Here is a 21992-nt window from a genome sequence, read left to right on the forward strand (position 1 = left end):
CGGCCGGTCAGTCGGTCAGCAGCGCCATCCCGAGGCTCGGTGCCACGTCGTCGAAGCCGAGCGATCGGTAGAGCCGCTGCCCGGGCGGGTCGCCGACGAGGGTGACGTACGCGCCACGGGGTGCCCGGGAGCGGATGTCCGCGACGAGCCAGGCGACCACCGCACGACCGATCCCCCGGCGTTGGTGCGCCGGGTCGGTCGCGATGTCGGCGATGTGGAAGTACCAGCCGCCGTCGCCGATCGTCCGGCCCATCGCGACGGGCCGCCCGTCGGGATCGAGGACGTGGCAGGCGGACCAGCTGCCGGCGATCGCCCCGGCGCCCTGGTCGGCGTCCTTCGGCGTCAGGCCGGAGTCACGGCGCAGCCGGAGGTAGTCGTCGAGAGGAGGCGGGCCGGGGACGAGGGTGTAGGACGCGTCCATGGGGTCAGTCTCAGACCGGCACGACGACCGGGACGACGCACGCCGGCGTGCCGACCGCGATCTGCGCGACGGCCTCGCCCGGGACACCGTCCTCGCCGAGGGGCAGGACCGCGATCGCGTCGGACATCTGGTTCGCCACGAGGAGGAAGCCGGGCACCCGGGCGAAGTGCCGGGGCCACACCCCACCGGAGGACGCCGAGCCCACGAGCGACAGCCCGCCGTCGGATGCGTCGAGCACCACCACGAGGTCGCGCCCGCGCACCGCGACGTACACGCGCCCGGCGTCGTCGACCTCGATGTGGCTGAGGAGCGACTCGCCGACCTCGCCGGTGAAGGTCGCCGCGGAGGCCACCGACACGAACGACCCCGAGCCGTCGCGGCGGAGGCGGTGGACCCGGCCGTCGAGCTCACCGGCCACGATGAGGTCGCCCTCGTACCAGGCGAGGTGCCGCGGTCCGACACCCGGGGTGACGTGGTGGACGCGGACCTGCTCGATGCTCGGGGCATCCGTGATCCGGAACTCGTGCAGGGCGTCGCCGCCGAGGTCCGCCACGAGCACGGTGCCGTCCGGCGTCGCGGTCGACTGGTGGGCGTGCGGGCCTTCTTGCCGGTCCTCGACGGGGCCGGTGGCGTCGGGGAGGACCTCGGTGACGAGCGCCGACGCGGGCACCGTCACCTGGTCGTCGCTGCCGTGCGCGCCGATCAGCCCGTCGCTGCCGAGCACCGACGCAGCGTGCGACTCCGCTGCGGCGAGCGAGACCGCCGTGACGGTACCGGAGACGTAGTTGGTGACGACGAGCGCACCGGACGGGTCGACGCGCACGTGGCACGGGGCGTCGCCGCCGGCCGGAGCGTCCCAGAGGTGCTCGAGCGACGAGCCGCCCAGTCGGAAGGCCGAGACACCGCCGTCGGCCGTCTCGGACACGGCGTAGACCCGGTCACCGGAGACGGCCAGGAACGACGGGTCGTCGATGACCGCGACCGTGCGAGCCGTCGGCGCGCCGCCGTCCGCACCCCCGACCGGTCCGCCGGGCACGATCGAGATGCCCGTCGCGTTCCCGCCGCCGGTGGCCGTGTACGAGCCGACGAGCAGCGTCGGGAGCGCGTCGCTCACTCGTCGCCGCCGGCGATCTGCTCGTGGTGGTGGATGACCTCGGCGACGATGAAGTTCAGGAACTTCTCCGCGAAGGCGGGGTCGAGGTGCGACTCGGCGGCGAGGGAGCGGAGTCGTGCGACCTGGATCTGCTCGCGCCCCGGGTCGGCCGCCGGCATCCCCGCGGCTGCCTTGAGGTAACCGACCCGCTGGGTGTACTTGAAGCGCTCGGCGAGCATGTGGATGACCGCGGCGTCGATGTTGTCGATGCTCTGGCGGATGCTGGCCAGTTCGGCGACGGCCGCCGGGTCGTACTGGGGCGTGGTGTCGTCGTCGCTCATGCCCCGAGCCTAACGGCCGCGACCGCTCGGCAGGTGTCGGTTACGTCGGCGGCCCGCGGCCGGAACCTGAGCGGGAACTGAGCACGGCTTCGGAACTGCGAGAATGGGGACCATGTCGGTCCTGCTCGTGATCTCGTGCGTGTTCGCGGTCCTCGCGGGCCTCGTGCACGTGTACATCTTCTTCCTCGAGTCCGTCGCGTGGACGAGTCCCCGTGTGCGGAAGATCTTCGGCCTGTCGTCCGAGACCGAGGTCCAGGCCACCCGCTCGATGGCGTTCAACCAGGGCTTCTACAACCTGTTCCTCGCGATCGGCGCGATCCTCGGTGTGGTGCTCGCCGTCACGGGCAACGGGGCCACCGGGTGGACGCTCGTGGTGTTCTCGACGGCGTCGATGCTCGGTGCCGCCGTGGTCCTGCTCGGCACGGGTCGCCGGTACCTCAACTCCGCGTTCGTGCAGGGGTCGTTCCCGCTGATCGCCCTGCTCTTCGCGTTCCTCGGTTCGACGTTCGGCGCCTGACCGCAGCGTCCCGACGGGCCGGTCGCCGGCTCGCGACGCGATCACAGGACGACGGGAGGCGCGGTGCCAGCTGGCACCGCGCCTCCCGTCTGCAGCGTCGGCGTCAGCCGAGCTTCGCCTGGAACTCGTCCGGCAGCTTCTCGAGCGCCCACTCGATCGCGGCGGTGGTCCCCATCGAGAACGCCGACGACACGTCCGGGTCGTCGAACACGATGGCGTGCCCGGCCTCGACCGACGGCACCTTCTGGAAGAGCGGGTCGGACTCGGCCTTGGACGCCTCGACGTAGATCGGCAGGATCAGCGTGAGGTCGGCGTCCAGCAGGTCGAGGTTCTCGTCCGACAGGTGCACCGAGAACGCCTTGCCGGCCTGCTCGTCGATCGCCTTCGGGATCGTGAAGCCGAGGTTCCGCATGAACGTCGAGCGGCTGTCCGTCGAGGCGTAGGCCCCGAAGCCCTCGGATGTGTAGGCGCCGACGACCGCCGACTTGCCCTCGAAGTCCGGGTGCGCCTTGCGGGCGGCGGCGTAGGCGTCGTCGAGGCCGGCGAGGAGCTTCTTGCCCGCGGCCTCCTTGCCGAGCGCCTTCGCGATCATCGTGGTCTGCTGCTCGGTCGAGGCGAGGTAGTTCTCGCCGCCCTTCGGGATCGCCACGGTCGGTGCGATCGCGGAGAGCTTCGCGTAGCGGTCCTCGTCACCCGACGACTTCACGTCGAGGATCACGTCGGGCTTGAGCTTGAGGATGTCCTCGTAGCTCGGCTCGAGCGTCTGGATGATCTTCGGCGACTTCGTGTACGCGCCCTTGAGCCACGGCCCGACGCCGTCGCCACCGAACGCGAGCCAGTCGCTCGCGCCGACGGGCTGCACGCCGAGTTCGAGCGCGGTCTCGGCGTCGCCCCAGCCGAGGGCGACGACGCGCTTCGGCTGCGAGTCGATCTTCGTGGTGCCGAGGGCGGTGGTGATGGACACCGGGAACTGGCCGTCGGCGGACGTGGTCGCGGCGTCGTCGGACGACGAACCGGAGCCGGAGGCGCACCCGGCGAGGACGAGGGACGCTGCGACGACGGCGCCGGCAGCGGCGAGCGCTCGGCGGAAGCGGGAGGGAGTTCGGATCACGAAGGTAAGCCTAACCTAAGCGCTCGGCGCGGAACACGCCTGGATAGGCTGACGGGGACATGTACTCCGACCCCTCCCGGACCCGCCTCGCGGTGCTCGGCTCCCCCATCGCCCACTCCCTCTCCCCCACGCTGCACGCAGCGGCCTACGACGTGCTCGGGGTGCCGTTCACGTACGGGAGGCACGAGGTCGCGTCCGGCGGACTGGACGCGTTCGTCGCGGGGCTGGGTCCCGATTGGCGCGGCCTGAGCCTGACCATGCCGCTCAAGCGCGAGGTCCTGCCGATGCTCGACCGGACGACCCCGCTCGTCGACGAGCTCGGCGTCGCGAACACCATCGCGTTCCGCACGGTCGGCGACACCGTCCTGCGGTCCGGCGCGAACACCGACGTCGAGGGGATCGTGCGCCCGGTCGAGGCGCTCGGACACCTCCCCGGCGAGGCGACCGTCCTCGGCGGCGGTGCGACCGCGGCGAGCGCCCTCACCGCGGCCGTGCGGCTCGGGGCGTCGCTCGTGCGGGTGTTCCTCCGCGACACCGCCAAGGCCGGACACCTCGTCGACCTGGCCGTGCGGCTCGGGGTCTCGCTCGAGGTGCTCCCGCTGACCGAGCTGCCGGGGACCCGCCACGGGTTCGTCGTCTCGACGCTGCCCGGGGGTGCGGCGGACATGCTCGACCTCGTGCCGTCGGGGCCGGACGCGGTGCTCTTCGACGTGGCCTACGAGCCCTGGCCGACCGCCGTCGCCACGCGGTGGGCGGACGCCGGCGGGCGCGTGCTGAACGGGCTCGACATGCTCGCCGAGCAGGCCCTCGGGCAGATCCGGTTCTTCCTGAGCGGTGACCAGGACGAGCTCCTGCCGGCCGAGGCCGACGTGCGGAGGGCGATGCGCGCCTCCGTGGGCCTGCCGGAGACCATCGGGGCCTGAGCCTCGGTCAGCGTCGAGCTCGTGCCTCGGCGTCGAGCAACGCGACCGAGACGTCCCAGAGCCGCTCGGCGGCGGCCGGGTCGAGCGCCCACGGGAGCACGCCGTGCAGTCCGTCGGTGATGCGGTCGACGACGGCGGCCTCGTGGCAGTCCTCGAAGTACCGGCCGCTCACGCCGTCGAGCTCCGGAGCGGTGGCGAGGAGCACCGACGTCGCCGCGCCCTGCTCCGGGGACTTGACGACGTCCGCCGCGGAGACCTTCGTCGCCGCGAGCACCTCCGGGTCCCAGTGCTTCTGCAGCCCCGTCCAGATCCCTCCGGGCATGCACGCGTTCGCCGTGATCCCGTCGGCGGCCCATCGTCGTCCGACCTCGACGGCGAAGAGGACGTTGGCGGTCTTGGACTGGGCGTAGGCGAGTCCGGGCTCGTACGGGCGACGCCGGAAGAACAGGTCCTCGAACACGACCGGCGAGCTGCCGTGCCCGCTCGACGACAACGAGACGATCCGCGCACCGGACGCCGCGGCGAGCGCCTCGTGCAGCCCGAGGGCCAGCGCGAAGTGCCCGAGGTGGTTCGTGGCGAACTGCGTCTCCCACCCGGCCGAGGTGTACGACTCCGGGCTGTCCATCACCCCGGCGTTGGCGACCAGGACGTCGAGGGGCCCGGACCACGACGCCGCGAACGCTTCCACGGAGGCAGGGCGGTCGAGGTGGAGCTCGGCGACGTCGGGTGCCGTGCGCCCGGTGGTGCGGGCGATGTCCGCCGCGACCCGCTGTCCGGCCTCGACGTCGCGGACCGCCAGGGTCACGGTCGCGCCGGCCCCGGCGAGCGCTCGGGCCGTCTCGACGCCGATGCCCGAGGCGGCACCGGTCACGACGGCGGTCCGTCCCCGGAGGTCGAGCCCCGCCACGACCTCGGCGGCGGTGGTGTGGGCGCCGAAGGCGGCGAGGTCACGGTCCGGCACGGTGTGCTCCTGTCTGGGGACGGAGGCGCTCAGGACACCGTGCCGTCCACGTAGGACCACCGGCCGTGCTCGCGCACGAAGTCGCTCGTCTCCTCGAGTGTGCCCCGCTCGTCGTCGGTGCGCCACCACGCGCGGAAGGCGACGGTGCCGCGGGAGTCGAACGGGCCGCCGGACTCCGTCGACAGGACGTCCAGCCGCGTCCAGCGCTGGGCCGGGTCGAGCTCGAGGCTCGCCGGGCGGGTGCGCGGGTGCCACGTCTGCAGCAGGTACTCGGGCAGGCCGAGGGCGAACGCGCTGAACCGCGACCGCATGAGCCGCTCGGCGGTCGGGGCCGCGGCGCCCGCGTGCAGCGGGCCGCAGCACTCGCCGTAGGGGTTGCCGCTCAGGCAGGGGCAGCGCGACTCGTCGGTGACCACGGGCGGAACGCTAGTCCACGATCGACAGCGCGACGGTGATGTTGCCGCGGGTGGCGTTCGAGTAGGGGCAGATCTCGTGCGCGCGCTCGGCGAGACGCTGGCGCTGCTCGGGTCGGGCGACCGGCGCGTAGACGTCGAGCTCGACCGCGAGGCCGAAGCCCCCGTTGCCGGTGCCGCCGATGCCGACCTCGGCCGAGACCTCGGCGCCGGTCGTGTCGACGTCGAGCTCCCGGCCCGCGGCGTGGAGCGCCCCGAGGAAGCACGCGGCGTACCCGGCGGCGAAGAGCTGCTCGGGGTTCGTGCCCTCGCCGCTGCCGCCCATCTCCTTCGGCGGACGGGTGTCGAGGTCGAGGCGGTCGTCCTCGCTGCGCACGTGTCCGTCGCGGCCGCCTCCGGTGGCGTGGGCGGCGGCGGTGTAGACGATGTCGAGACTCATGGCACGAGCGCATCGTGCGTTCCTGGACGACCGCTGGAGCGGGGCGCAACGGCGGGCGGCGGCGGTCGGTCGACGAGGACGCGTCGGGCGTGTCCGGCCCCACCGCTGTCAGCTTCACGGAGTAGACGGAACCTCGTGTTCAGACTCGGGTGGCAGGTGCTGCGGGAGCGGATCCCCACGGTGGTCGATCCCGCACGCACCCGTCGTGCCGCGTGGATCGCCGCCGCGTGCTCCGTGGTCGTGCTGGTCGGCGCCGTCGTGCTGCAGCTCGCGTTCGGCTGGGCCGGTACGGGGGCCGTCCGACCGGTCGTGGTCATCGCGCTCGTGTCCCTCGGCCTCGGATCGATCGTGTTCTCCGGCTTCCGGACCGACCGTCCGCTCGACCCGGCAGCGACCATCAACGGGCGACAGGTCCGGCCGGACTGGCAGATGAGCGTGCGGTGGTCGGTGCAGCCCTACCTGGCGAGACGGCAGCTCCCGGTGACCCCCGAGGACCGTGCGGCGGTGCTGACCGACGTCGGACTCCTGCAGCGCGGGCTGGTCCGGCGGCTGACGCGGCTCGCCCCGCTCCTCGGCGGGGTCGCACTGCTCGGGATCGCGGCCTTCGCGCGCAGCGACGTGCGGCCGATCGCGCTGCTGTGGGCAGCGGTGTACGTCTGCACGCTGCCCGACCTCGTGGTGCGGCTCGGCCGCTCGGAGCGCGCGCGGCTCGCAGCCCTCGCGGTCGATCCGCCGGCCGGAGGCGTCGATACGGGGAAGCACGGGGTCGACGGTTCGAAGGTGCGGCTGCCCGGTGACTGAGGCCCGCGAGCAGGAACCCCGGACCGTCTTCCGCACCGGGTGGCAGGTGTACCGCGAGCGGCTCCCCGAGCTCGTCGACCGGCGCCACCACCGCCGTGCCGTCCGCGTCGGGATCGTCGTCGCGGTCGTCGCGTTCGCCGGGCTGCTGCTCCTGGGGGCGTTCGTCGAGCGCCTCGACGGAGCCGTCCCGGTCGCAGCCGGGGTCGTCGTGGCGCTCCTGGTCGCCGCGGGCATCGGGTGCGTCGGTGCCGCCCTCACGCCGATCGGCCCCCGGGGATGGGCCCTCCCGCCCGTGCCCGGCATCGGGTGGCGTACACAGGAGGCGATCGCCCGGTACTCCCGGCGCAACCCGCCGCCGGTCGCGCCGGAGCACCGCGACGCCGTGCTGCAGGGCATGCCGGCGACCCGCGACCTGCTCGTCCGCGCGGCCTACCGCTCGCTGTTCCTCACGGGCGGGTGGATCGGCATCGTCCTCGGCACCCTGGTGTTCGACGTGGCCTCGTCGGTGGGCAGCGACACCGTGATCCTGTTCCCGGGCGTCTGGCTGTTCTCCATCGTGGTCACGAGCGGCACGGGGGTCATCGGCATCCGGACGCTCGGGCGCCAGGAGCAACTCCGCGTCGAGGCCGAGGCGTTGCCGCCCGTGCCGCCCGCGCCGCGCCGAGGCCGCCCCGACAGCCCGAGCGGCAGCAAGCTGGCCCTCCCGGGCGAGTGAGCGCGTGAGCGCCTGAGCGCGTGTCGGTGGCACCGAGCACACTGGGCGCATGTGTGGAAGGTTCGTCGTCTCCGACACCACGGCCGATCTGCTGCCGGAACTGATCGGTGAGCTCGCCGACCGGACCGAGCACGTCGACGAGGACACCGGCGTGGTCGGCACCGGCCTGGTCCCGAGCTGGAACGTCGCACCGACCGACCCGGTCTTCGCGGTCCGGCAGCGGCACGGGCAGCGCGAACTCCCGCAGATCAGCTGGGGGTTCGTACCGAGCTGGGCGAAGGACTTCCAGAAGCAGCGCCCGAAGCCGATCAACGCCCGCATCGAGACCGTCGCGACGAGCGGCATGTTCAAGCGGGCGTTCGCGACGAACCGCTGCATCGTCCCCGCCCAGGGCTACTACGAGTGGGTCGTGCGCGAGGACGGCAAGGAACCGCACTTCGTCCACGAACCCGGCGGTGCCCTCGCGATGGCCGGCGTCGTGAGCGCGTGGCCCGACCCCACGAAGCCCGACGGCGACCCGGACAAGTGGCGGCTGTCCCTGGCGATCATCACGCGGGACGCCCACGTGGCCCCGGGCGAGGTGCACGACCGCATGCCGGCGTTCCTCACCCCGGACGGCTACGACGCCTGGTTGGACACCGATCAGGGCGGCCTCGGACAGGACGACCTGCTCGCCCTGCTCGACCACGAGTCGCTGACGGTCGCGGCGGGCCTCGAGCAGTACGAGGTCTCGCGTGCGGTGAACAGCGTCAGGAACGACGGGCCGCAGCTCATCGAGCGGGTCGCCTAGCCACGCCGCTCAGCAGACGTCGGACCCCGGCGTGGTCATCCCCACGGTCACGTCCGACACTTCCTGGGTCCGCACGGTCCTCAGCGGCCCGGTCGTCGTCACCCGGAGCCCGGTCAGGTGTCCGCCGTGCGCCAGGCTCCTCGAGCGCATCTCGGCGACGACCCGGACGTCGTGGTGCGGCGCGATCACCGTGCCGTCGGCGTCGAGGACCTGCGCGCCGTCGACGACGCTCGCGGTGTCGCCCATCAGTGCGCCCGTGCCGGATCCCCGGACCTTCTCCGCGAGGACGACGCGCACCGAGCGGAGCCCGGAGTCCCACGTCGCACGGACGCCCCGGAGCGTGACGGGCCGGTCGGACGGGTTCCGCAGGACGAACCCGGCGGACATCCGGGTCTCGTCGCGTCCGGCCTCGTCGTCCGACCACCCGCCGCAGACGCCGCTCGCGCCCAGCGCGCGCAGCGGCGCGGGCGACGAGGTGACGACCACGAGCCCGGCGAGCAGGACGAGTGCCGCGACGACGCACGTCGCCAGCACCGCGCGTGCAGACGGGCCCGCTCGGTGCGGGATGGTCGCGTGCTCGTCCGACGTCATGGTCCCCCCGGTCCGGGCCGAGCGTCGGCCCACGTCGAGAGCATGACAGACAGGAGGCCCGGATCACGTCAGCCGATCGGCTGACGTGGTCCGGGCCCGCAGTCCAGAGCGTCAGGCGCCGTCGCGACGCACGTCCGGCAAGAGCACGTGGAGCCGCTCGGCGAGCCGCAGCTGGGCTTCCTCGAGCGACCGGAAGTCGCCGACGTACTGCCCGAAGGTGTCGGACACGAAGTAGTGCGCACCCTGGCGGTCGACGGTCCCGCCGTAGTAGCCGCCGTAGTTCGCCGCCCAGAGCCCCGTGTCGGGCCGCGACCAGAGGATGCGCGGGTGGACCGGCTCGTCGACGTCGGTGTCGACGACGAGGTCGACGTGGGCGTCCATGCCGGTGATCGCGACCATGGTGGCGGTGTCGACGGTCACCTCGGTGTGCTGGTGGTGGTCGACGGGCGTGCTCATGGTCGTGCTCCTCTTGGTGCGTGCTGCTGTGGTGCGGCGTTCCGTGGTGCAGGGTGGTGCAGGGTGGTGCGGTGCTCCGGGGAGCGACGTGCTAGTCGACCGGGCGGATCACGGACGGCAGCATCACGTGCAGCTGGTCCGCGAGCTTCGCCTGTGCCTGCTCGAGCGACGCGAAGTCGCCGACGACGAGGCCGAACGTGTCCGAGGCGACGTAGCGGTCGTCGCGCTTGTCCACCGATCCGCCGAAGTACCCGCCGTAGTTGGCGACCCACTCGCCGTCGTCCTCCTGCGTCCAGGTGAGCTTGGCGCGGGCCGGGCGGGCGTGCGGTTCAGCCTGGGCTTCGAGGATGGCGATCGTGTCGACGGTCTCGGTGTCGAGCGTGACCTCGGCTCGGGTGTCGGTGCTGACGGTGGTGCTCATGTCGCTCTCCTTCGCGATCCGGGGTACATCGGCTGACATGAGAACGCTACGAGACCGACCCCTCCACCCGCCAGCGACGCCCGCCGATTCACGGGATCCGTCAATGCGCCCCATCGGCGAAGCCCGGGTTTCCGGGGTCGGGCGTCGCACTTCCGGGGTACAGGGGACAGATCGGGGTACTCGTTCTCCGGCCAATCCGATGGAGGACCGTCAGGCGCTCGTTCGGCCAGCAGCCCGGCGGTACGTCCCCGGTGTCATCCCGGCCAGCGGCGTGAACTGCTCGATGAACTGGCTCGTCGTCGCCCAGCCGCAGGCCGCCGCGACGTCGGTGACGCTGTGTCCTCCCGCGAGCAGCACGAGCGCACGGTGCACCCGGAGCTGCAGGCGCCACTGCCGGTACCCCGTGCCCGTCTCCTGCCGGAACAGCCGGGTCAGCGTCCGTTCCCCGAGCCCCGCCCAGGCCGCGAGCTCGGCGAGCGACAGCGGGGTCGACAGGTCGCGCTCGACCCGTCGCACCACCCGGCGCAGCCGGGGGTCGCGCGGCTCCGGCAGGTGCAGCGGCTGCTCCGGCGCGGACGCGACCTCGTCGACGACGACCGCACGGAGGTGGGACCTGGCCGTCTCGGAGCGCGGCGCCGGTGTCGTGAGGGCGAGCAGCGCCTCCCGTGCGAGCGGTGAGACGGACAGGACCGCAGGGCCGGACGGGAGGCGCGCGGCGGCCTGCGCGGACAGGTACACGATCCGCATGTCGGTCACCCCGTGGGCCCGGTGCCGGTGCTCGGCACCGGCCGGCACCCACGCGACCCGGTTCGACGGCGCGATCCACGCACCGTCGGCGGTGATGAGCGACAGCACGCCCGACGCTGCGTGCACGAGGTGACCGAGCGGGTGCGCGTGGGGCGGGACCGTCTCTGCGTGCTCGAAGCGGTACGCCGCCTCGGTGCGGTCGTCGACGATCCGCTCGTGGGCGTGGCTGGAAACCGACATCGAGCGGCAGCATACGTGTTCCGGGCCGGTCCCGCCGGGTGGTGGGATCGGAGCATGACCACCGCTTCCGCCACCGTGCCCGACACGAGACCCCGCCGGCGACTCCTGGCCGCCTGGTACGTCGGCGCCGGACTCCTGCTCGTCGCGCTGAACCTGCGGATGGGCGTGGCGTCGGTGGGTCCGGTCCTCGGTGCCGTCGAGCGCTCCCTGCACCTCGGGCCGTCGGCGGCGAGCCTGCTCACCACCGTCCCGGTGTTCGCGTTCGGGGCGTTCGCGTTCCTGACGCCGCTGCTGACCCGCCGGATCGGGCTGCACCGGCTGCTCGGCCTGACCATGGCCGTGCTCGCGGTCGGCATCGCCCTGCGGATCGAGCCCCACGGCTGGGCGCTCTACGGCGGCACCGTGCTGGCCGGCGCCGCGATCGCGGTGGCGAACGTCCTCATGCCCGCGGCGATCAAGAGCGACTTCGCGCACCGGGTCGGGCTGATGATGGGGCTGTACTCGACGGCGCTGTTCCTCAGTGCCGCGATCGCCTCGGCGGCCGTCGTCCCGCTCGCGGCCGCGTTCGGGTCGTGGCGACCGGCGCTGGCGTTCTGGGCGGTGCCGGCGGTCGTCGCGTTCCTCGTCTGGTTGCCGCGGGCGCTGCGGAACCCGGGGCACACCGGGCGCTCGCGGACGGTGGACGACGCTCCGGTCGAGGCGGCCGACGAGCCGACGTTCGCCCGCCTGTTCCGCGACCCCGTGGCGATCGCGGTGACCGGGTTCATGGGGTTGCAGAGCCTGTCGTACTACGCGTTCCTCACCTGGGTGCCGACGGTGCTGCAGGACGCCGGGGTGACCGCGCACGAGGCCGGTTTGATGCTCGCGTACTCGAGCCTGCCCGGGATCGTCACCGGGGTGACCGGACCCGCGATCGCGCGGCGACTGCGACCGACGTGGGTGCCGGTCGTCGTCGTCGTGGTGCTCTGCGCGGTGGGGTTCGTCGGGCTGCTCGTGGCTCCGGCCGCCGGGGCGTGGGTGTGGATGACGCTGCTCGGGCTCGGGCAGGGTGGGGCGATCAGCCTCTCGTTGAGCTACATCGTGTGGCGGTCGCCCGATGCCCGGCACACCGCACACGTGTCGACGATGGCGCAGGGGACGGGGTACCTGCTCGCGGGGCTCGGACCGCTCGGGATCGGGTTGCTGCACACGGCGACCGGGGGCTGGACGGTGCCGGTCGTGGTGCTGCTGGCGCTGCTGGGGGTGCAGCTCGTGGCGGGCGTCGCCGCGAGTCGCGAGCGGCAGGTGCTGGCGCGGCGCTGAGCGGCGGGCGGCCGGCGCGCCGGGGCGCAGGGCGCCCGCGGGTCAGCGCACGGCGCGCAGCGCGTCCGCGACCACCACGAGCGCCGCGGCGATCTCGTCTGCCACCCGCTCGTGCGTCGCCATCGACCGGCGGTACGGGTCGTCGACGTCGTCGTCCGCCGGGTCCGCGAGCGGCGGCACGGTCCCCCGCAGTCGGGCCACGAGTGCGACGAGCTCCTCGGGCGTGGACACGCCGGCGAGCTCGGCCGGCTCGAGCCCGTCGAGCACCCGGGCGAACTGCTTGACCGTGAACGCGCGCTTCGCCGTCCGGGGCGCGAGCGAGACCACGGCCGCACGGTGCGAGCGCTCGGCGGTGAGCACGAGGTCCGCCGACCCCGCGATCGCCGCGGTGAGGTACCGCGCACGGTGCCCGTCGGGCGACCCGCCGAGCCGCACGGACTGCGCCGCGGCGGCATCGTCCATCGGAGCGCCGTCCTGCGCGATGGTGCCGGCGGACTCGACCACGAACGCGGGTGCGTCCGGGCCGAGTCGCGCCGTGAGGACCTGTGCGCCGAGCGGCGAACGACAGATGTTGCCGCTGCAGACGAACAGGACGCGCATCGTCAGGCTGCGGTGTCGCCGAGCAGGTCGTGCCGCACGACGATGGCGTCACGACCGGGGCCGACACCGATCGCGGAGATCCGCGCCCCGGACATCGCCTCGACCGCGAGCACGTAGTCCTGCGCGTTCTTCGGCAGGTCCTCGAACGAGCGGGCACCCGTGATGTCCTCGGTCCAGCCGGGGAACTCCTCGTAGACGGGCTTGGCGTGGTGGAAGTCCGACTGGTTGACCGGGACCTCGTCCACGCGGACGCCGTCGACCTCGTACGCCACGCAGACGGGGATCGTCGACAGCCCGGTGAGGACGTCGAGCTTCGTGAGCACGAAGTCCGTCACGCCGTTGACGCGCGCCGTGTAGCGGGCGATCGGGGCGTCGTACCAGCCGCAGCGGCGCGGGCGACCCGTGGTGGTGCCGAACTCGAAGCCGTTCGCCCGGAGGAACTCCCCCGACTCGTCGAACAGCTCGGTCGGGAACGGACCGGCGCCGACGCGGGTCGTGTACGCCTTGACGATGCCGATGATGCGCTCGAGCTTGCCCGGGCCGATGCCCGAACCGGTCGCCGCGCCACCCGCCGTCGCCGACGAGGAGGTCACGAACGGGTAGGTGCCGTGGTCGACGTCGAGCATGGTGGCCTGGCCGGCCTCGAACAGGACGGTCTCCCCGCGCTCGAGCGCACGGTGGATCTCGAGCCCGGTGTCGGCGACCATCGGACGCAGGCGGTCCGCGAAGGACAGCAGCGACTCGACGACCTCGTCGGCGTCGATCGCGCGACGGTTGAAGACCTTCACCAGCAGGTGGTTCTTCTGGTCGAGGGCCGCTTCGACCTTCTGGCGCAGGATGTTCTCGTCGAAGATGTCCTGGATGCGGATGCCGACGCGGTTGATCTTGTCGGCGTAGGTCGGGCCGATGCCGCGACCGGTGGTGCCGATCTGGCGCTTGCCGAGGAACCGCTCGGTCACCTTGTCGATCGTGCGGTGGTAGTGCGTGATGACGTGGGCGTTCGCCGACACGAGCAGCTTCGAGGTGTCGACGCCGCGGGCCTTCAGCGCGTCGAGCTCTTGGAAGAGGACCTCGAGGTCGACGACCACGCCGTTGCCGATGACGGGCGTGACGCCCGGTGTGAGGATGCCGGAGGGCAGCAGGTGCAGGGCGTACTTCTCGCCGCCGACGACGACCGTGTGCCCGGCGTTGTTGCCGCCGTTGAACTTCACGACGTAGTCGATGCGGGACCCGAGGAGGTCGGTGGCCTTCCCCTTGCCCTCGTCGCCCCACTGGGCTCCGATGATCACTGCAGCGGGCATCTGGTTCTCCTCACGTTGGCGGAGGACCTCACACGACCAGTCGGGCCGGTGGTCCACCCGAGTCTATCGGACGGCCACCGGCACGCTACCTGCCGGTCGCCTGGCGCGGCCGACGCGGCGCCCGCCGTCGGACCGACGGACGGTACCGGAGACGGACTGGAGGCGCGGTGCCAGCCGGCACCGCGCCTCCAGTCCCCGAGCGGGTCGCGCTCGCGCGCTCAGCTGCGGAAGAAGTCCTGGTACGACGGGTCGCCCACCGGGGCCGAGTGGCCCGGCTCGGCGAGGCGTTCCTCGATCATCGACTGGATGACGTCCGGCGGGGTGAGCCCACGGCGACGCCACTCCATCGGGTTGGCCCGGAGCTGCTTCAGGGTGGTCTGCGTCTGCATGCTGCAACCCTCCCACCGGATAACTAGTTTGTCTAACTACATGTCCTCTTGACGCACTGCGGGCCCCGCCGCTGGGGTGCGACGGGGCCCGAGTGGTGGTGTCGGTGCCTAGCGGCGAGCGACCTTGGCGGTCGACTTCGAGGTCGACGTGCCGTCCTGGTAGCCCTTCGCCGTCGCGACGACCTTCACCGAGAAGGTGTGGCCGGCGTCGGACGTGCCGAGCTTGTAGGACGAGCTCGTCGCGCTCTTCACCGCCTTGCCGTCACGGAGCCACTGGTACGAGTACGTGACGCCCGAGCCGTTCCACGTGCCGTGGTTCGCCTTGAGCTTCGTGCCGACCGTCGGCTTGCCGCTGATGGAGACCGCACTGCCCTTGACGAGCGTCAGTGCCGGGGCCACCCAGGTCGCCGCGGCGCTCTGGGCCTGGCTGCCGACCGCGTTGCCGAGGTGCAGCAGCAGGATCCGGGCGCTGGCCACACCGGCGCCGCGGGTGACCTGGAGCGTGCCCTTGTCGGCGAACAGCGTGCCGCCCTGACCACCCTGGGCGAACGTGAGCGTCGGCTTGGCGAGGTTGAACTTCGCCGTCGAGGTCACGTCGACCACCGAGGACCCGCTGGTGGCCGCACCCGGCGCGTACGCCGACTCGGTCTCCACCCGGTACGAGATGGTCTTGCCCGCGGCACCGATCGCCGAGGCCGTCACCGGCAGCACCTTGACGGCACTGTCGAACGTGTTGACGTCCTGGCCGGGGGCACCGCCGTTGAGCGGGAAGGCGTCGACCACCGGGTCGATGTCGGGGTCGTCGACGGCCTGCGCAGCCTTGGCGAGGTCGATCGTCGTGACGAGCGTCGCGTCGACGACGGACGACTTCGCGTCGTAGACGAGGTAGTCGTCCTTGCCGTCGCCGTTCGTGTCGATGAACACCTCGACGTTGGTCACGGCGCCCGGGTTGGCGTCGGGACCGGCCGTCTGCACACCGAACGCGAGGGTGTCCGACGCCTTGTCGTAGCTGACGCCGTAGGCACGGACGTCAGCGGCCTTGAGCGACTGCGACGCCGAACCCGTCGGGAACGACTCCACGCCGTCCGTCCCGCCGAGCACGAACGGTGCGACCGCGGCGTGGTAGCCGGAGGTCAGGCCGCCCTGGTCGACCGTGCGGCCGCTCAGCGCGAGGTTCGCGGTCTTCTGGGACCCGGTGAACGACACACCCGAACCGCGCACGGCGCTGACCGGCTTCGGCGCGACGTACGTGCCGAGGCGCAGCGGGTCGAGCGTCTTGTCGGTCGGGGTGAAGGTCACGAGACCGGTCGCGGCGGTGACGAACTCCCGCTGGTAGCCCTGCTGCACCGACTCCTGGGTGGGGTCGATGACGCGGCGGAGCTGCGTCGGGTCGGCGACCGTGAACGTCAGGTCCACGACGGCACCTCGACCGGGGCCGACGGTGACGCGCTTCGTGCTGAGCGAGAACGCGACACCCGGCTGGGACACCTGCGGCTGGTAGGCCACGTCGTAGGTGTGGGCCGTGGAGTCGGTGTTCTCGATGAGGAGCGACCGGGTCTCGCTGGTCTTGCCCGAGACCTCGACGACACCGAACGAGGCGGTCACGAGCTGACCGTTCTCGACGCTCTTCACGGTGGTGTCGGCGGTGACGGCCTGCAGGGCGTCGACGCGGCCGGTGCCCTGGCGCAGCAGGGTCGCCGTGCCGGAGCCGTCCTTGACGTCGTGCGTGGCCGTGTTCATGAGCGCGGCCTTGACGTCCGGGGCCGACCAGGTCGGGTGCGACTCGAACGTCAGCGCGGCGATGCCCGCCACGTCCGGCGTCGCCATCGACGTGCCGCTCATCGACATGCGGTCGTCGCCGGTGCCGTTGGCCGCGGAGACCACGTTGACCCCGGGGCCGGCGATGTCCGGCTTGACGATGTCACCGAACGAACCGTGGACACCGCGGCTGGTGAACGACGCGAGCGTGTTCACGGCCTCGGGGTCGGTGGCGAGTTCGAAGCCCTTGAGCTCGTCGGCGAACTTCACGTGCAGGGTCCCGGCCTTGGCAGAGGCCAGGAGGCTCGTCACGCTGTCCTTGGTCAGCTCGGCACCCGGGATGGTCGCGTTCCCCGCGATGCCCGAGCTGAAGGTGTTGATCGTGCCCGCGAGGAGCACGCCGACGCCGCCGGCGGCCTGGACGTTGTTGAACCGGACCCCGGACCCGCACTCGAGCGCGGCGTCGGTCCACTTGAGCCAGACGACCTTGCCTGCGACGGCCGCGGCGTCCGCACCCGTGAAGGGCGTGCAGCCGTCGACGTTCGTGGTCGGGACGACGACGTCGCCCTCGACCGGCAGCGTGCCCTGGAAGTTCTGGGAGTACTGCGCGCGGTAGGTCTTCGCGACGGCGGACGGGGCGGTCACCTGGACACCGTCGTAGAGCGACTGGCCGGTGGCGCTGGCGGCGACCGTCAGGGCACCCTCGGCGTTCCCGGGCGAGCCACCGATGTCGGTGAAGTCGTCGGCGTTGCCCGAGGCGATCACGGGCAGGACACCGCGGGCGGTGAGCGCGTCGATCTTCGCGTTGTCGGGGTCGTCCGGTGCGCCGTAGTCGGAACCGAGCGACAGGTTGAGGACGTTGATGTCCTTGCCCTCGGTCAGCGACTGGCCGACCCAGTCGAGCGCGGCACCGGTGAGGTCGGTCGAGCCGCCGCCGTCGCCGAACACCTTGAGGGCGTAGAGGCCGGCCTCGGGCGCGGTGCCCGGACCGATCCACATGTCCTGCACCTGCTGCGTGGTGAGCTTGGTGTAGTCGCCGTCGAAGGTCTGCTTGTCGGCGTCGAGGCCGTAGCCGGCGATCGTGCCGGACACGTGCGTGCCGTGGTCGCCGCCCTTGCCGTCGATCGGGTTGTCGTCCGGCGCGGGCACCGGCTGGTAGGTGTCGGGGTCGGTCGGGTCCGCGTTGTAGGTCGGCCCGGCGAAGTCGTACCCGCCGAGGAACTTCTGCGGGTCGTACGAGCCCTGAGCAGGCGCACTCGTCGAGGCGAGGGCAGCGTCGTAGGCCGCCGTGGTGCCGGGGCCGCCGAAGTCCGCCTGGGTGTAGTCGAGGCCGGTGTCCAGCACGGCGACGTTGACGCCCTTGCCGGTGTGGCCGGTCTGCTGCCACGCATTGAGTGCCCGCGTGTACACGTCGCTCGCCGCGTTCTTCGGGCTGACGCCGTCCGCGCCCGGCTTCGCGAGGCTCGGGTCGACGCCGGACGGGGCCGCCGAGGCGTCCTCGTTGACCGTCGGCTCGACGACCTTCTTCGGCGTGAGCGGGATGATGCTCGCGACGTCGGAGCGCGCCGCGACCTTCCGGAGCGCCTCGACGTCGGCGACGACGGCGATGCCCGGGACGGTGTACTCGGTCGAGTAGAGCTCGGTGGCGTCCGCGTCGGACTGCTTGACGGCAGCGCGGACCGCGTCGACGGTCGAGCCGATCGCCTTGACGCGCTGCTTCGCGGCCGAGGACTGCGTCTTCGACTTCGTCAAGTCGCCGCCCTTGGCCTTCGCGTCGACCTCGAGGGCGCCCTGGCCGGTCGTGCGCACGAACGCCGCGATCGTCTTCTGGGGCTTCGCGTCACGCAGCGGCTGCGCGATCTTCAGGTCGGCGGGCGAGAGGCCGGACGGGGCCGCGGAGGCCGCCCCACCGACGGCGAGCCCACCGCACGCGAGGGCCGCGGCGGCGATGCCGGCGGTCAGGACGCGTGCGATGCGATGGGGGTTCGGGTTCGGGTTGTCGTTCGGTGTTGCACGGTTCAAAAGGCGCACTCCCGGCTCCGTCCGTGTTCTTCATGGAATTGCTGTGAAGTTATGCGCTTGCTCTCAGGGAGCGCAGTCGGCACTTTGGGGGACCACCCTCGGTCGGGGGTGCCGGAACTGATAACTTGCACACGTGTGTGCACGTTATTACGATGGGGTGCGTGACCACTCCTGACCAGCCCGCACGCGCTCCCCGTCGGGACGCGACGGAGAACCGGGCTGCCCTGATCGAGGCGGCGAAGACCGCGCTCCAGGCGGACCCGGACGTCTCGCTCGAGACGATCGCGTCCGCCGCGGGACTCTCCCGGCGTGCGGTCTACGGACACTTCCCCTCCCGTGACGACCTCGTGCGCGAGGTCGTCACCGCCGGAGCCGCCCGTGTCGCCGGTGCGATGCCGACCGCGGCGGACCTCGGCGCACTCCCACCGGCCGCTCGGCTCGCCGCCATCGCGGTGACGCTGTGGTCCGAGGTGTCCCACGTCCGATCGATGGCCCGGGTCGCGATCCGCAGCCCGTTCAGCGAGTCCGTGGCCGCGGTGTTCGCACCCCTGCGCGCCCAGGTCCGCGACGCGTGCGCCCTCGGGATCGCCGACGGCACCATGCGCGACGACGTCGACCCCGCGACGCTCGGCCGGCTCGTCGAGGGCGCCTGCATCGCCGTGCTCGACGAAGCCACGCGCTCCGGCACCTCCGACGACGACGGACGCCGCATGGTCGTCCTCTCGGCGCTCGGGATGGCCGGCATCGACTGGCGCACCGCTTCGCTCTCCGAGCCGGCCGCCTCCACCACGAAGGTCTCCACAGAGAAGGACCGCGCATGACGCTCGAACTCGACCACGTCGGCATCGGCGACGAGCCCGGTGCCGCGCTGCCCGTCGTCTCCGCCGTCGCCGCCCCCGGCCGCCCCGGTGTCGTCGCCGTCGAGACGGAGCAGGCACCCGTGCTCGCCTCGCTCGTCGCCGGCGGGCGCATGCGGCCCGAGACCGGTCGCGTGCTGCTCGACGGGCACGACGACGCCGCGGCGGTCCGGAGGACGTTCGCCCTCGTGGACACGCCGGGCATCGCCGAGCCCTTCCCCGTGATGAGCGTCAAGCGCATCGTGCGCGAGGAGCTCGCCTTCGCCGGACAGCGGCCCTCCCGCGAGCACGTCGACACCGTGCTCGACGAGCTCGGGCTGCGGGACTACGCCGACACGCACGTGCAGCGGGTCCCGACCGACGTGCGGGTCCGGCTCCTCGTCGAACTCGCCCTGCTGCGGGACGGGGTGACCGGGCTCGTCATCACCTCGCCCGAACGGCACGGCGGCGCCGTGGAGGGGTGGTTCGCGGTCGTCCGCGACGTCGCCCGCCGCGGCGTGACCGTCGTGCTCGTGACCTCCAAGGCCGCAGCCGCGACCGTCGAACACCTGCTCGACACCATCCAGACCGAGGACCCCGAGGACGTGGCCCGACCTGACGGAGACGACCCGCGCCTCCAGTCCGACACCGACCACCTGCCCACGGAGGCGACCGCGTGACCACCACCTCGCTCGTCCGCGCCGAACTGGCGCGACTCACCGCGACCCCGCTCGCACGACTCGCGTTCATCGCGCTCATGGTCGTGCCGCTGCTGTACGGCGGCGCCTACCTCTGGGCGAACCGCGACCCGTACGCGAAGCTCGACCAGGTCCCAGCCGCCATCGTCGACCAGGATGCCGGGGCGACGCTCGACGGCGACCACGTCGACTACGGCAAGGACGTCACGAAGGAGGCCATCGACGGCGCCGACTTCAAGTGGACGAAGACGACCGCGGCCGACGCGCGCTCCGGCGTCCGGAACGGCACGTACGACTTCGTCGTGACGATCCCGCACGACTTCTCGGAGTCCCTCGTCTCCGCACAGTCCGACGACCCGAAGCGTGCCGAGCTCGTGATGACGACGGCGGACACGAACTCGTACCTCGCCTCGACCATCGCTGAGCAGGCGGGCAAGACGATGCGCACCGCCGTCGCCGAGCGGGTCGGGAAGCAGGCGGCGAAGACCCTGCTCGTGGGGCTCGCCGACGTGCGCGACAGCCTGGGCGACGCGGTCGACGGCGCGGGGCAGCTCGCCTCCGGTGCGAAGTCCGCTGCGTCGGGCGCGGCCACGCTCGCGGACGGCACCGGGAAGCTCGCTTCCGGGGCGGCGACGCTCGCGGACGGGACCGCCGCGTTGCCGTCGCAGACCGCTGCGCTCGACCAGGGCGCCCAGCAGGTCGCCTCCGGGGCGGCGACGCTGTCCTCGGGGCTGCAGACGGCCAAGCAGCAGACCGCGTCGCTGCCGGCGCAGACCGCGCAGCTGAACGAGGGTGCCCAGAAGGTCGCGGCCGGCAACAGGGCACTGGCCGACCAGACCGACCCAGCGCTCGACGCCCTGAACGGCCTCTCCCCCGACACCGTGACGGCGGCGATCACGAAGGCCGCCGCGGACCGTGGGGTGGAACTGACGCCGGAGGTGCAGGCGGTCATCACCTCCACCGTCGAGGCGCAGCTCGGTGACGAGAAGACGAAGGCTGATCTCGCGAAGGCCAAGGCCGCGCTCGAGGGCGTCGACCAGCTGCGCGACGGGTCCGCCCAGGTCGCGGCCGGCACCTCCGCCCTGGCGACGGCGGCCCCCACCCTGGCCGGCGGGGTCTCCTCCGCTGCGGACGGTGCCGCGCAGTTGGCGTCCGGCTCGTCGCAGGTGGCCTCTGGCACCTCGCAGCTCGCGTCGGCCGCGCCCACGCTGTCGTCCGGTGCGGCTTCCTTGGCGTCCGGAGCGGCCTCGGCCGACGACGGCGCGAAGTCGTTGGCGTCCGGGCTGACGAAGCTGCAGAGCGGCTCGTCCGAGCTCGCCTCGAAGCTCGACGAGGGCCGCACGAAGATCCCGGCGTCGAACGCCTCGCAGCGTGAGGACCAGGCGTCGGTGATCTCGGACCCGGTCAAGGTCGGGGACGACAACGTCGCGGCGGCGGACAACTACGGGGCCGGTCTCGCGCCGTTCTTCATCTCCCTCGCGGCCTGGATCGGCATGTACGCGCTGTTCCTCATCCTGAAGCCGATCTCGAAGCGGGCGATCACCGCGGTGCGGAAGCCCCTCGCGGTGGTGTTCGGCGGATGGCTGACGCCGGCGCTGCTCGGACTCGTGCAGATGGTGGCACTGTTCTTCATCGTCCGGTTCGCCCTCGACCTGAACGTCGTGCACGCCGGGGCGACGATCGGGGTCATGGTACTGGCATCGGCGACGTTCGCGGCGATCATCATGGCGCTGAACGTGCTGCTCGGCTCGGTGGGGCAGTTCCTCGGCCTGGTGCTCATGCTCGTGCAGCTCGTCACCGCCGGCGGGACGTTCCCGTGGCAGACGCTGCCGGGGCCGTTGGCGGCGCTGCACTTCGCGCTGCCGATGACGTACTCGGTCGACGCGATCCGGCAGACGATGTACGGCGGGGACCTCGGTGCGGCGTGGTCGGACGCGGGCGTGCTCGCGTGCTGGCTGCTCGGGGCGCTCCTGGTGTCGTTCGTCGTGACGGCGCGGCAGACCCGGTCGCGGACGCTGCGCGACCTGCGCCCGAGCCTGATCGGGTAGCGGGGGGCGGGCGCGCGCCGCCGCGCCGCTTCGTGAGCAGAAATGGTCGGGTGACCTC

Annotated in this window: 24 protein-coding genes; 9 read left to right on the plus strand and 15 right to left on the minus strand. The window is 72.4% G+C overall.

From position 1 onward, the window contains the following. Window positions 1-7 precede the first annotated feature (7 nt). The 3 genes from BM028_RS03650 to BM028_RS03660 are packed head-to-tail and all read right to left on the minus strand — an operon-like array spanning window position 8 to window position 1855. On the minus strand, window positions 8-421 hold the full coding sequence (locus BM028_RS03650; protein ID WP_092384588.1) for a GNAT family N-acetyltransferase: 414 nt from the start codon (window positions 419-421) through the stop codon (window positions 8-10). 10 nt (window positions 422-431) lie between these two features. After that, window positions 432-1535: a lactonase family protein gene (locus BM028_RS03655; protein WP_071294460.1), complete on the minus strand. Its 1104-nt coding sequence runs from the start codon at window positions 1533-1535 to the stop codon at window positions 432-434. After that, a complete protein-coding gene (locus BM028_RS03660; RefSeq protein WP_070417024.1) occupies window positions 1532-1855 on the minus strand; it encodes a chorismate mutase in 324 nt (107 codons plus the stop codon). Before BM028_RS03660 ends, BM028_RS03655 begins: the two co-directional genes overlap by 4 nt. 112 nt (window positions 1856-1967) lie before the next feature. Here BM028_RS03660 and BM028_RS03665 point away from each other — a divergent pair, with 112 nt between their 5' ends. Continuing rightward, a complete protein-coding gene (locus tag BM028_RS03665) occupies window positions 1968-2372 on the plus strand; it encodes a DUF1304 domain-containing protein (RefSeq protein ID WP_083295407.1) in 405 nt (134 codons plus the stop codon). A 103-nt stretch (window positions 2373-2475) separates the two neighbouring features. On the opposite strand, the gene BM028_RS03670 is transcribed toward BM028_RS03665, so the two are convergent. Next, a complete protein-coding gene (locus tag BM028_RS03670) occupies window positions 2476-3483 on the minus strand; it encodes an iron-siderophore ABC transporter substrate-binding protein (RefSeq protein WP_254789379.1) in 1008 nt (335 codons plus the stop codon). A gap of 59 nt (window positions 3484-3542) precedes the next feature. Between BM028_RS03670 and BM028_RS03675 the strand changes: the two genes are divergently transcribed. Further along, window positions 3543-4406 (plus strand): shikimate dehydrogenase family protein, encoded by an 864-nt coding sequence (locus BM028_RS03675; protein WP_092384590.1) that lies wholly within the window; start codon window positions 3543-3545, stop codon window positions 4404-4406. A gap of 7 nt (window positions 4407-4413) precedes the next feature. Here BM028_RS03675 and BM028_RS03680 read toward each other — a convergent pair whose 3' ends face one another. Genes BM028_RS03680 through BM028_RS03690 form a run of 3 tightly spaced genes read right to left on the minus strand, consistent with a single transcriptional unit; the run spans window position 4414 to window position 6219 of the window. Continuing rightward, window positions 4414-5367: an SDR family NAD(P)-dependent oxidoreductase gene (locus BM028_RS03680; RefSeq protein WP_092384592.1), complete on the minus strand. Its 954-nt coding sequence runs from the start codon at window positions 5365-5367 to the stop codon at window positions 4414-4416. 29 nt (window positions 5368-5396) lie between these two features. Further along, on the minus strand, window positions 5397-5783 hold the full coding sequence (locus BM028_RS03685) for a YchJ family protein (RefSeq protein WP_071294503.1): 387 nt from the start codon (window positions 5781-5783) through the stop codon (window positions 5397-5399). A gap of 10 nt (window positions 5784-5793) precedes the next feature. After that, window positions 5794-6219: an organic hydroperoxide resistance protein gene (locus BM028_RS03690; protein ID WP_092384594.1), complete on the minus strand. Its 426-nt coding sequence runs from the start codon at window positions 6217-6219 to the stop codon at window positions 5794-5796. A gap of 135 nt (window positions 6220-6354) precedes the next feature. On the opposite strand from BM028_RS03690, the gene BM028_RS03695 reads away from it, so the two are divergent. From BM028_RS03695 to BM028_RS03705, 3 genes are read left to right on the plus strand one after another with little or no spacing between them, the layout of a single operon-like run. Then, window positions 6355-7020: a hypothetical protein gene (locus BM028_RS03695; RefSeq protein ID WP_092384596.1), complete on the plus strand. Its 666-nt coding sequence runs from the start codon at window positions 6355-6357 to the stop codon at window positions 7018-7020. Beyond that, window positions 7013-7735 (plus strand): hypothetical protein, encoded by a 723-nt coding sequence (locus BM028_RS03700; protein WP_092384598.1) that lies wholly within the window; start codon window positions 7013-7015, stop codon window positions 7733-7735. The genes BM028_RS03695 and BM028_RS03700 overlap by 8 nt, the downstream gene beginning before the upstream one ends. A gap of 49 nt (window positions 7736-7784) precedes the next feature. Beyond that, window positions 7785-8525 (plus strand): SOS response-associated peptidase, encoded by a 741-nt coding sequence (locus BM028_RS03705; protein ID WP_092384600.1) that lies wholly within the window; start codon window positions 7785-7787, stop codon window positions 8523-8525. Window positions 8526-8534: 9 nt separating this feature from the next. Here BM028_RS03705 and BM028_RS03710 read toward each other — a convergent pair whose 3' ends face one another. The 4 genes from BM028_RS03710 to BM028_RS03725 form a co-directional block, all read right to left on the minus strand. Next, window positions 8535-9116, minus strand: coding sequence for a hypothetical protein (locus BM028_RS03710; RefSeq protein WP_092384602.1), 582 nt, complete (start codon window positions 9114-9116; stop codon window positions 8535-8537). Window positions 9117-9227: 111 nt separating this feature from the next. Continuing rightward, window positions 9228-9572 carry a hypothetical protein gene (locus tag BM028_RS03715; RefSeq protein ID WP_071294452.1) on the minus strand — a complete coding sequence of 115 codons (345 nt, stop codon included), beginning with the start codon at window positions 9570-9572 and terminating at the stop codon, window positions 9228-9230. Between the two features lie 91 nt (window positions 9573-9663). After that, window positions 9664-9993 (minus strand): hypothetical protein, encoded by a 330-nt coding sequence (locus BM028_RS03720; RefSeq protein WP_070417032.1) that lies wholly within the window; start codon window positions 9991-9993, stop codon window positions 9664-9666. Window positions 9994-10203: 210 nt separating this feature from the next. Further along, window positions 10204-10980, minus strand: coding sequence for an AraC family transcriptional regulator (locus BM028_RS03725; protein ID WP_092384604.1), 777 nt, complete (start codon window positions 10978-10980; stop codon window positions 10204-10206). Between the two features lie 54 nt (window positions 10981-11034). Here BM028_RS03725 and BM028_RS03730 point away from each other — a divergent pair, with 54 nt between their 5' ends. Further along, a complete protein-coding gene (locus BM028_RS03730) occupies window positions 11035-12282 on the plus strand; it encodes an MFS transporter (protein WP_092384977.1) in 1248 nt (415 codons plus the stop codon). 42 nt (window positions 12283-12324) lie between these two features. On the opposite strand, the gene BM028_RS03735 is transcribed toward BM028_RS03730, so the two are convergent. The 4 genes from BM028_RS03735 to BM028_RS03745 all read right to left on the minus strand — a co-directional run bounded on the left by BM028_RS03735 (window position 12325) and on the right by BM028_RS03745 (window position 18352). After that, window positions 12325-12882 carry an arsenate reductase/protein-tyrosine-phosphatase family protein gene (locus tag BM028_RS03735; protein WP_071303476.1) on the minus strand — a complete coding sequence of 186 codons (558 nt, stop codon included), beginning with the start codon at window positions 12880-12882 and terminating at the stop codon, window positions 12325-12327. A 2-nt stretch (window positions 12883-12884) separates the two neighbouring features. Beyond that, the gene (locus BM028_RS03740; protein WP_070417034.1) at window positions 12885-14183 is read right to left on the minus strand and encodes an adenylosuccinate synthase; all 1299 of its coding nucleotides are present in this window, start codon (window positions 14181-14183) and stop codon (window positions 12885-12887) included. Window positions 14184-14401: 218 nt separating this feature from the next. Next, window positions 14402-14572 carry a hypothetical protein gene (locus tag BM028_RS18425; protein WP_156794772.1) on the minus strand — a complete coding sequence of 57 codons (171 nt, stop codon included), beginning with the start codon at window positions 14570-14572 and terminating at the stop codon, window positions 14402-14404. Window positions 14573-14680: 108 nt separating this feature from the next. Further along, entirely contained in the window at window positions 14681-18352 is a 3672-nt protein-coding gene (locus BM028_RS03745; protein ID WP_139219739.1) for a S8 family peptidase, read from the minus strand. Window positions 18353-18513: 161 nt separating this feature from the next. Between BM028_RS03745 and BM028_RS03750 the strand changes: the two genes are divergently transcribed. The 3 genes from BM028_RS03750 to BM028_RS03760 are packed head-to-tail and all read left to right on the plus strand — an operon-like array spanning window position 18514 to window position 21934. Beyond that, the gene (locus BM028_RS03750; RefSeq protein ID WP_092384608.1) at window positions 18514-19173 is read left to right on the plus strand and encodes a TetR/AcrR family transcriptional regulator; all 660 of its coding nucleotides are present in this window, start codon (window positions 18514-18516) and stop codon (window positions 19171-19173) included. Beyond that, complete coding sequence (locus BM028_RS03755; protein ID WP_092384610.1) at window positions 19170-19868, plus strand: hypothetical protein; 699 nt, start codon at window positions 19170-19172, stop codon at window positions 19866-19868. The genes BM028_RS03750 and BM028_RS03755 overlap by 4 nt, the downstream gene beginning before the upstream one ends. Next, on the plus strand, window positions 19865-21934 hold the full coding sequence (locus tag BM028_RS03760; protein WP_092384612.1) for a YhgE/Pip family protein: 2070 nt from the start codon (window positions 19865-19867) through the stop codon (window positions 21932-21934). Before BM028_RS03755 ends, BM028_RS03760 begins: the two co-directional genes overlap by 4 nt. Window positions 21935-21992 lie beyond the last annotated feature (58 nt).

This window comes from Curtobacterium sp. YR515, assembly GCF_900113095.1.
GTDB lineage: Bacteria > Actinomycetota > Actinomycetes > Actinomycetales > Microbacteriaceae > Curtobacterium.

Coding starts and splice junctions, on each gene's coding strand:
- BM028_RS03650 (WP_092384588.1), bottom strand. CDS start 421: ATGGACGCGTCCTACACCCTCGTCCCCGGCCCGCCTCCTCTCGACGAC.
- BM028_RS03660 (WP_070417024.1), bottom strand. CDS start 1,855: ATGAGCGACGACGACACCACGCCCCAGTACGACCCGGCGGCCGTCGCC.
- BM028_RS03665 (WP_083295407.1), top strand. CDS start 1,968: ATGTCGGTCCTGCTCGTGATCTCGTGCGTGTTCGCGGTCCTCGCGGGC.
- BM028_RS03675 (WP_092384590.1), top strand. CDS start 3,543: ATGTACTCCGACCCCTCCCGGACCCGCCTCGCGGTGCTCGGCTCCCCC.
- BM028_RS03690 (WP_092384594.1), bottom strand. CDS start 6,219: ATGAGTCTCGACATCGTCTACACCGCCGCCGCCCACGCCACCGGAGGC.
- BM028_RS03705 (WP_092384600.1), top strand. CDS start 7,785: ATGTGTGGAAGGTTCGTCGTCTCCGACACCACGGCCGATCTGCTGCCG.
- BM028_RS03710 (WP_092384602.1), bottom strand. CDS start 9,116: ATGACGTCGGACGAGCACGCGACCATCCCGCACCGAGCGGGCCCGTCT.
- BM028_RS03715 (WP_071294452.1), bottom strand. CDS start 9,572: ATGAGCACGCCCGTCGACCACCACCAGCACACCGAGGTGACCGTCGAC.
- BM028_RS03720 (WP_070417032.1), bottom strand. CDS start 9,993: ATGAGCACCACCGTCAGCACCGACACCCGAGCCGAGGTCACGCTCGAC.
- BM028_RS03725 (WP_092384604.1), bottom strand. CDS start 10,980: ATGTCGGTTTCCAGCCACGCCCACGAGCGGATCGTCGACGACCGCACC.
- BM028_RS03730 (WP_092384977.1), top strand. CDS start 11,035: ATGACCACCGCTTCCGCCACCGTGCCCGACACGAGACCCCGCCGGCGA.
- BM028_RS03735 (WP_071303476.1), bottom strand. CDS start 12,882: ATGCGCGTCCTGTTCGTCTGCAGCGGCAACATCTGTCGTTCGCCGCTC.
- BM028_RS03740 (WP_070417034.1), bottom strand. CDS start 14,183: ATGCCCGCTGCAGTGATCATCGGAGCCCAGTGGGGCGACGAGGGCAAG.
- BM028_RS18425 (WP_156794772.1), bottom strand. CDS start 14,572: ATGCAGACGCAGACCACCCTGAAGCAGCTCCGGGCCAACCCGATGGAG.
- BM028_RS03755 (WP_092384610.1), top strand. CDS start 19,170: ATGACGCTCGAACTCGACCACGTCGGCATCGGCGACGAGCCCGGTGCC.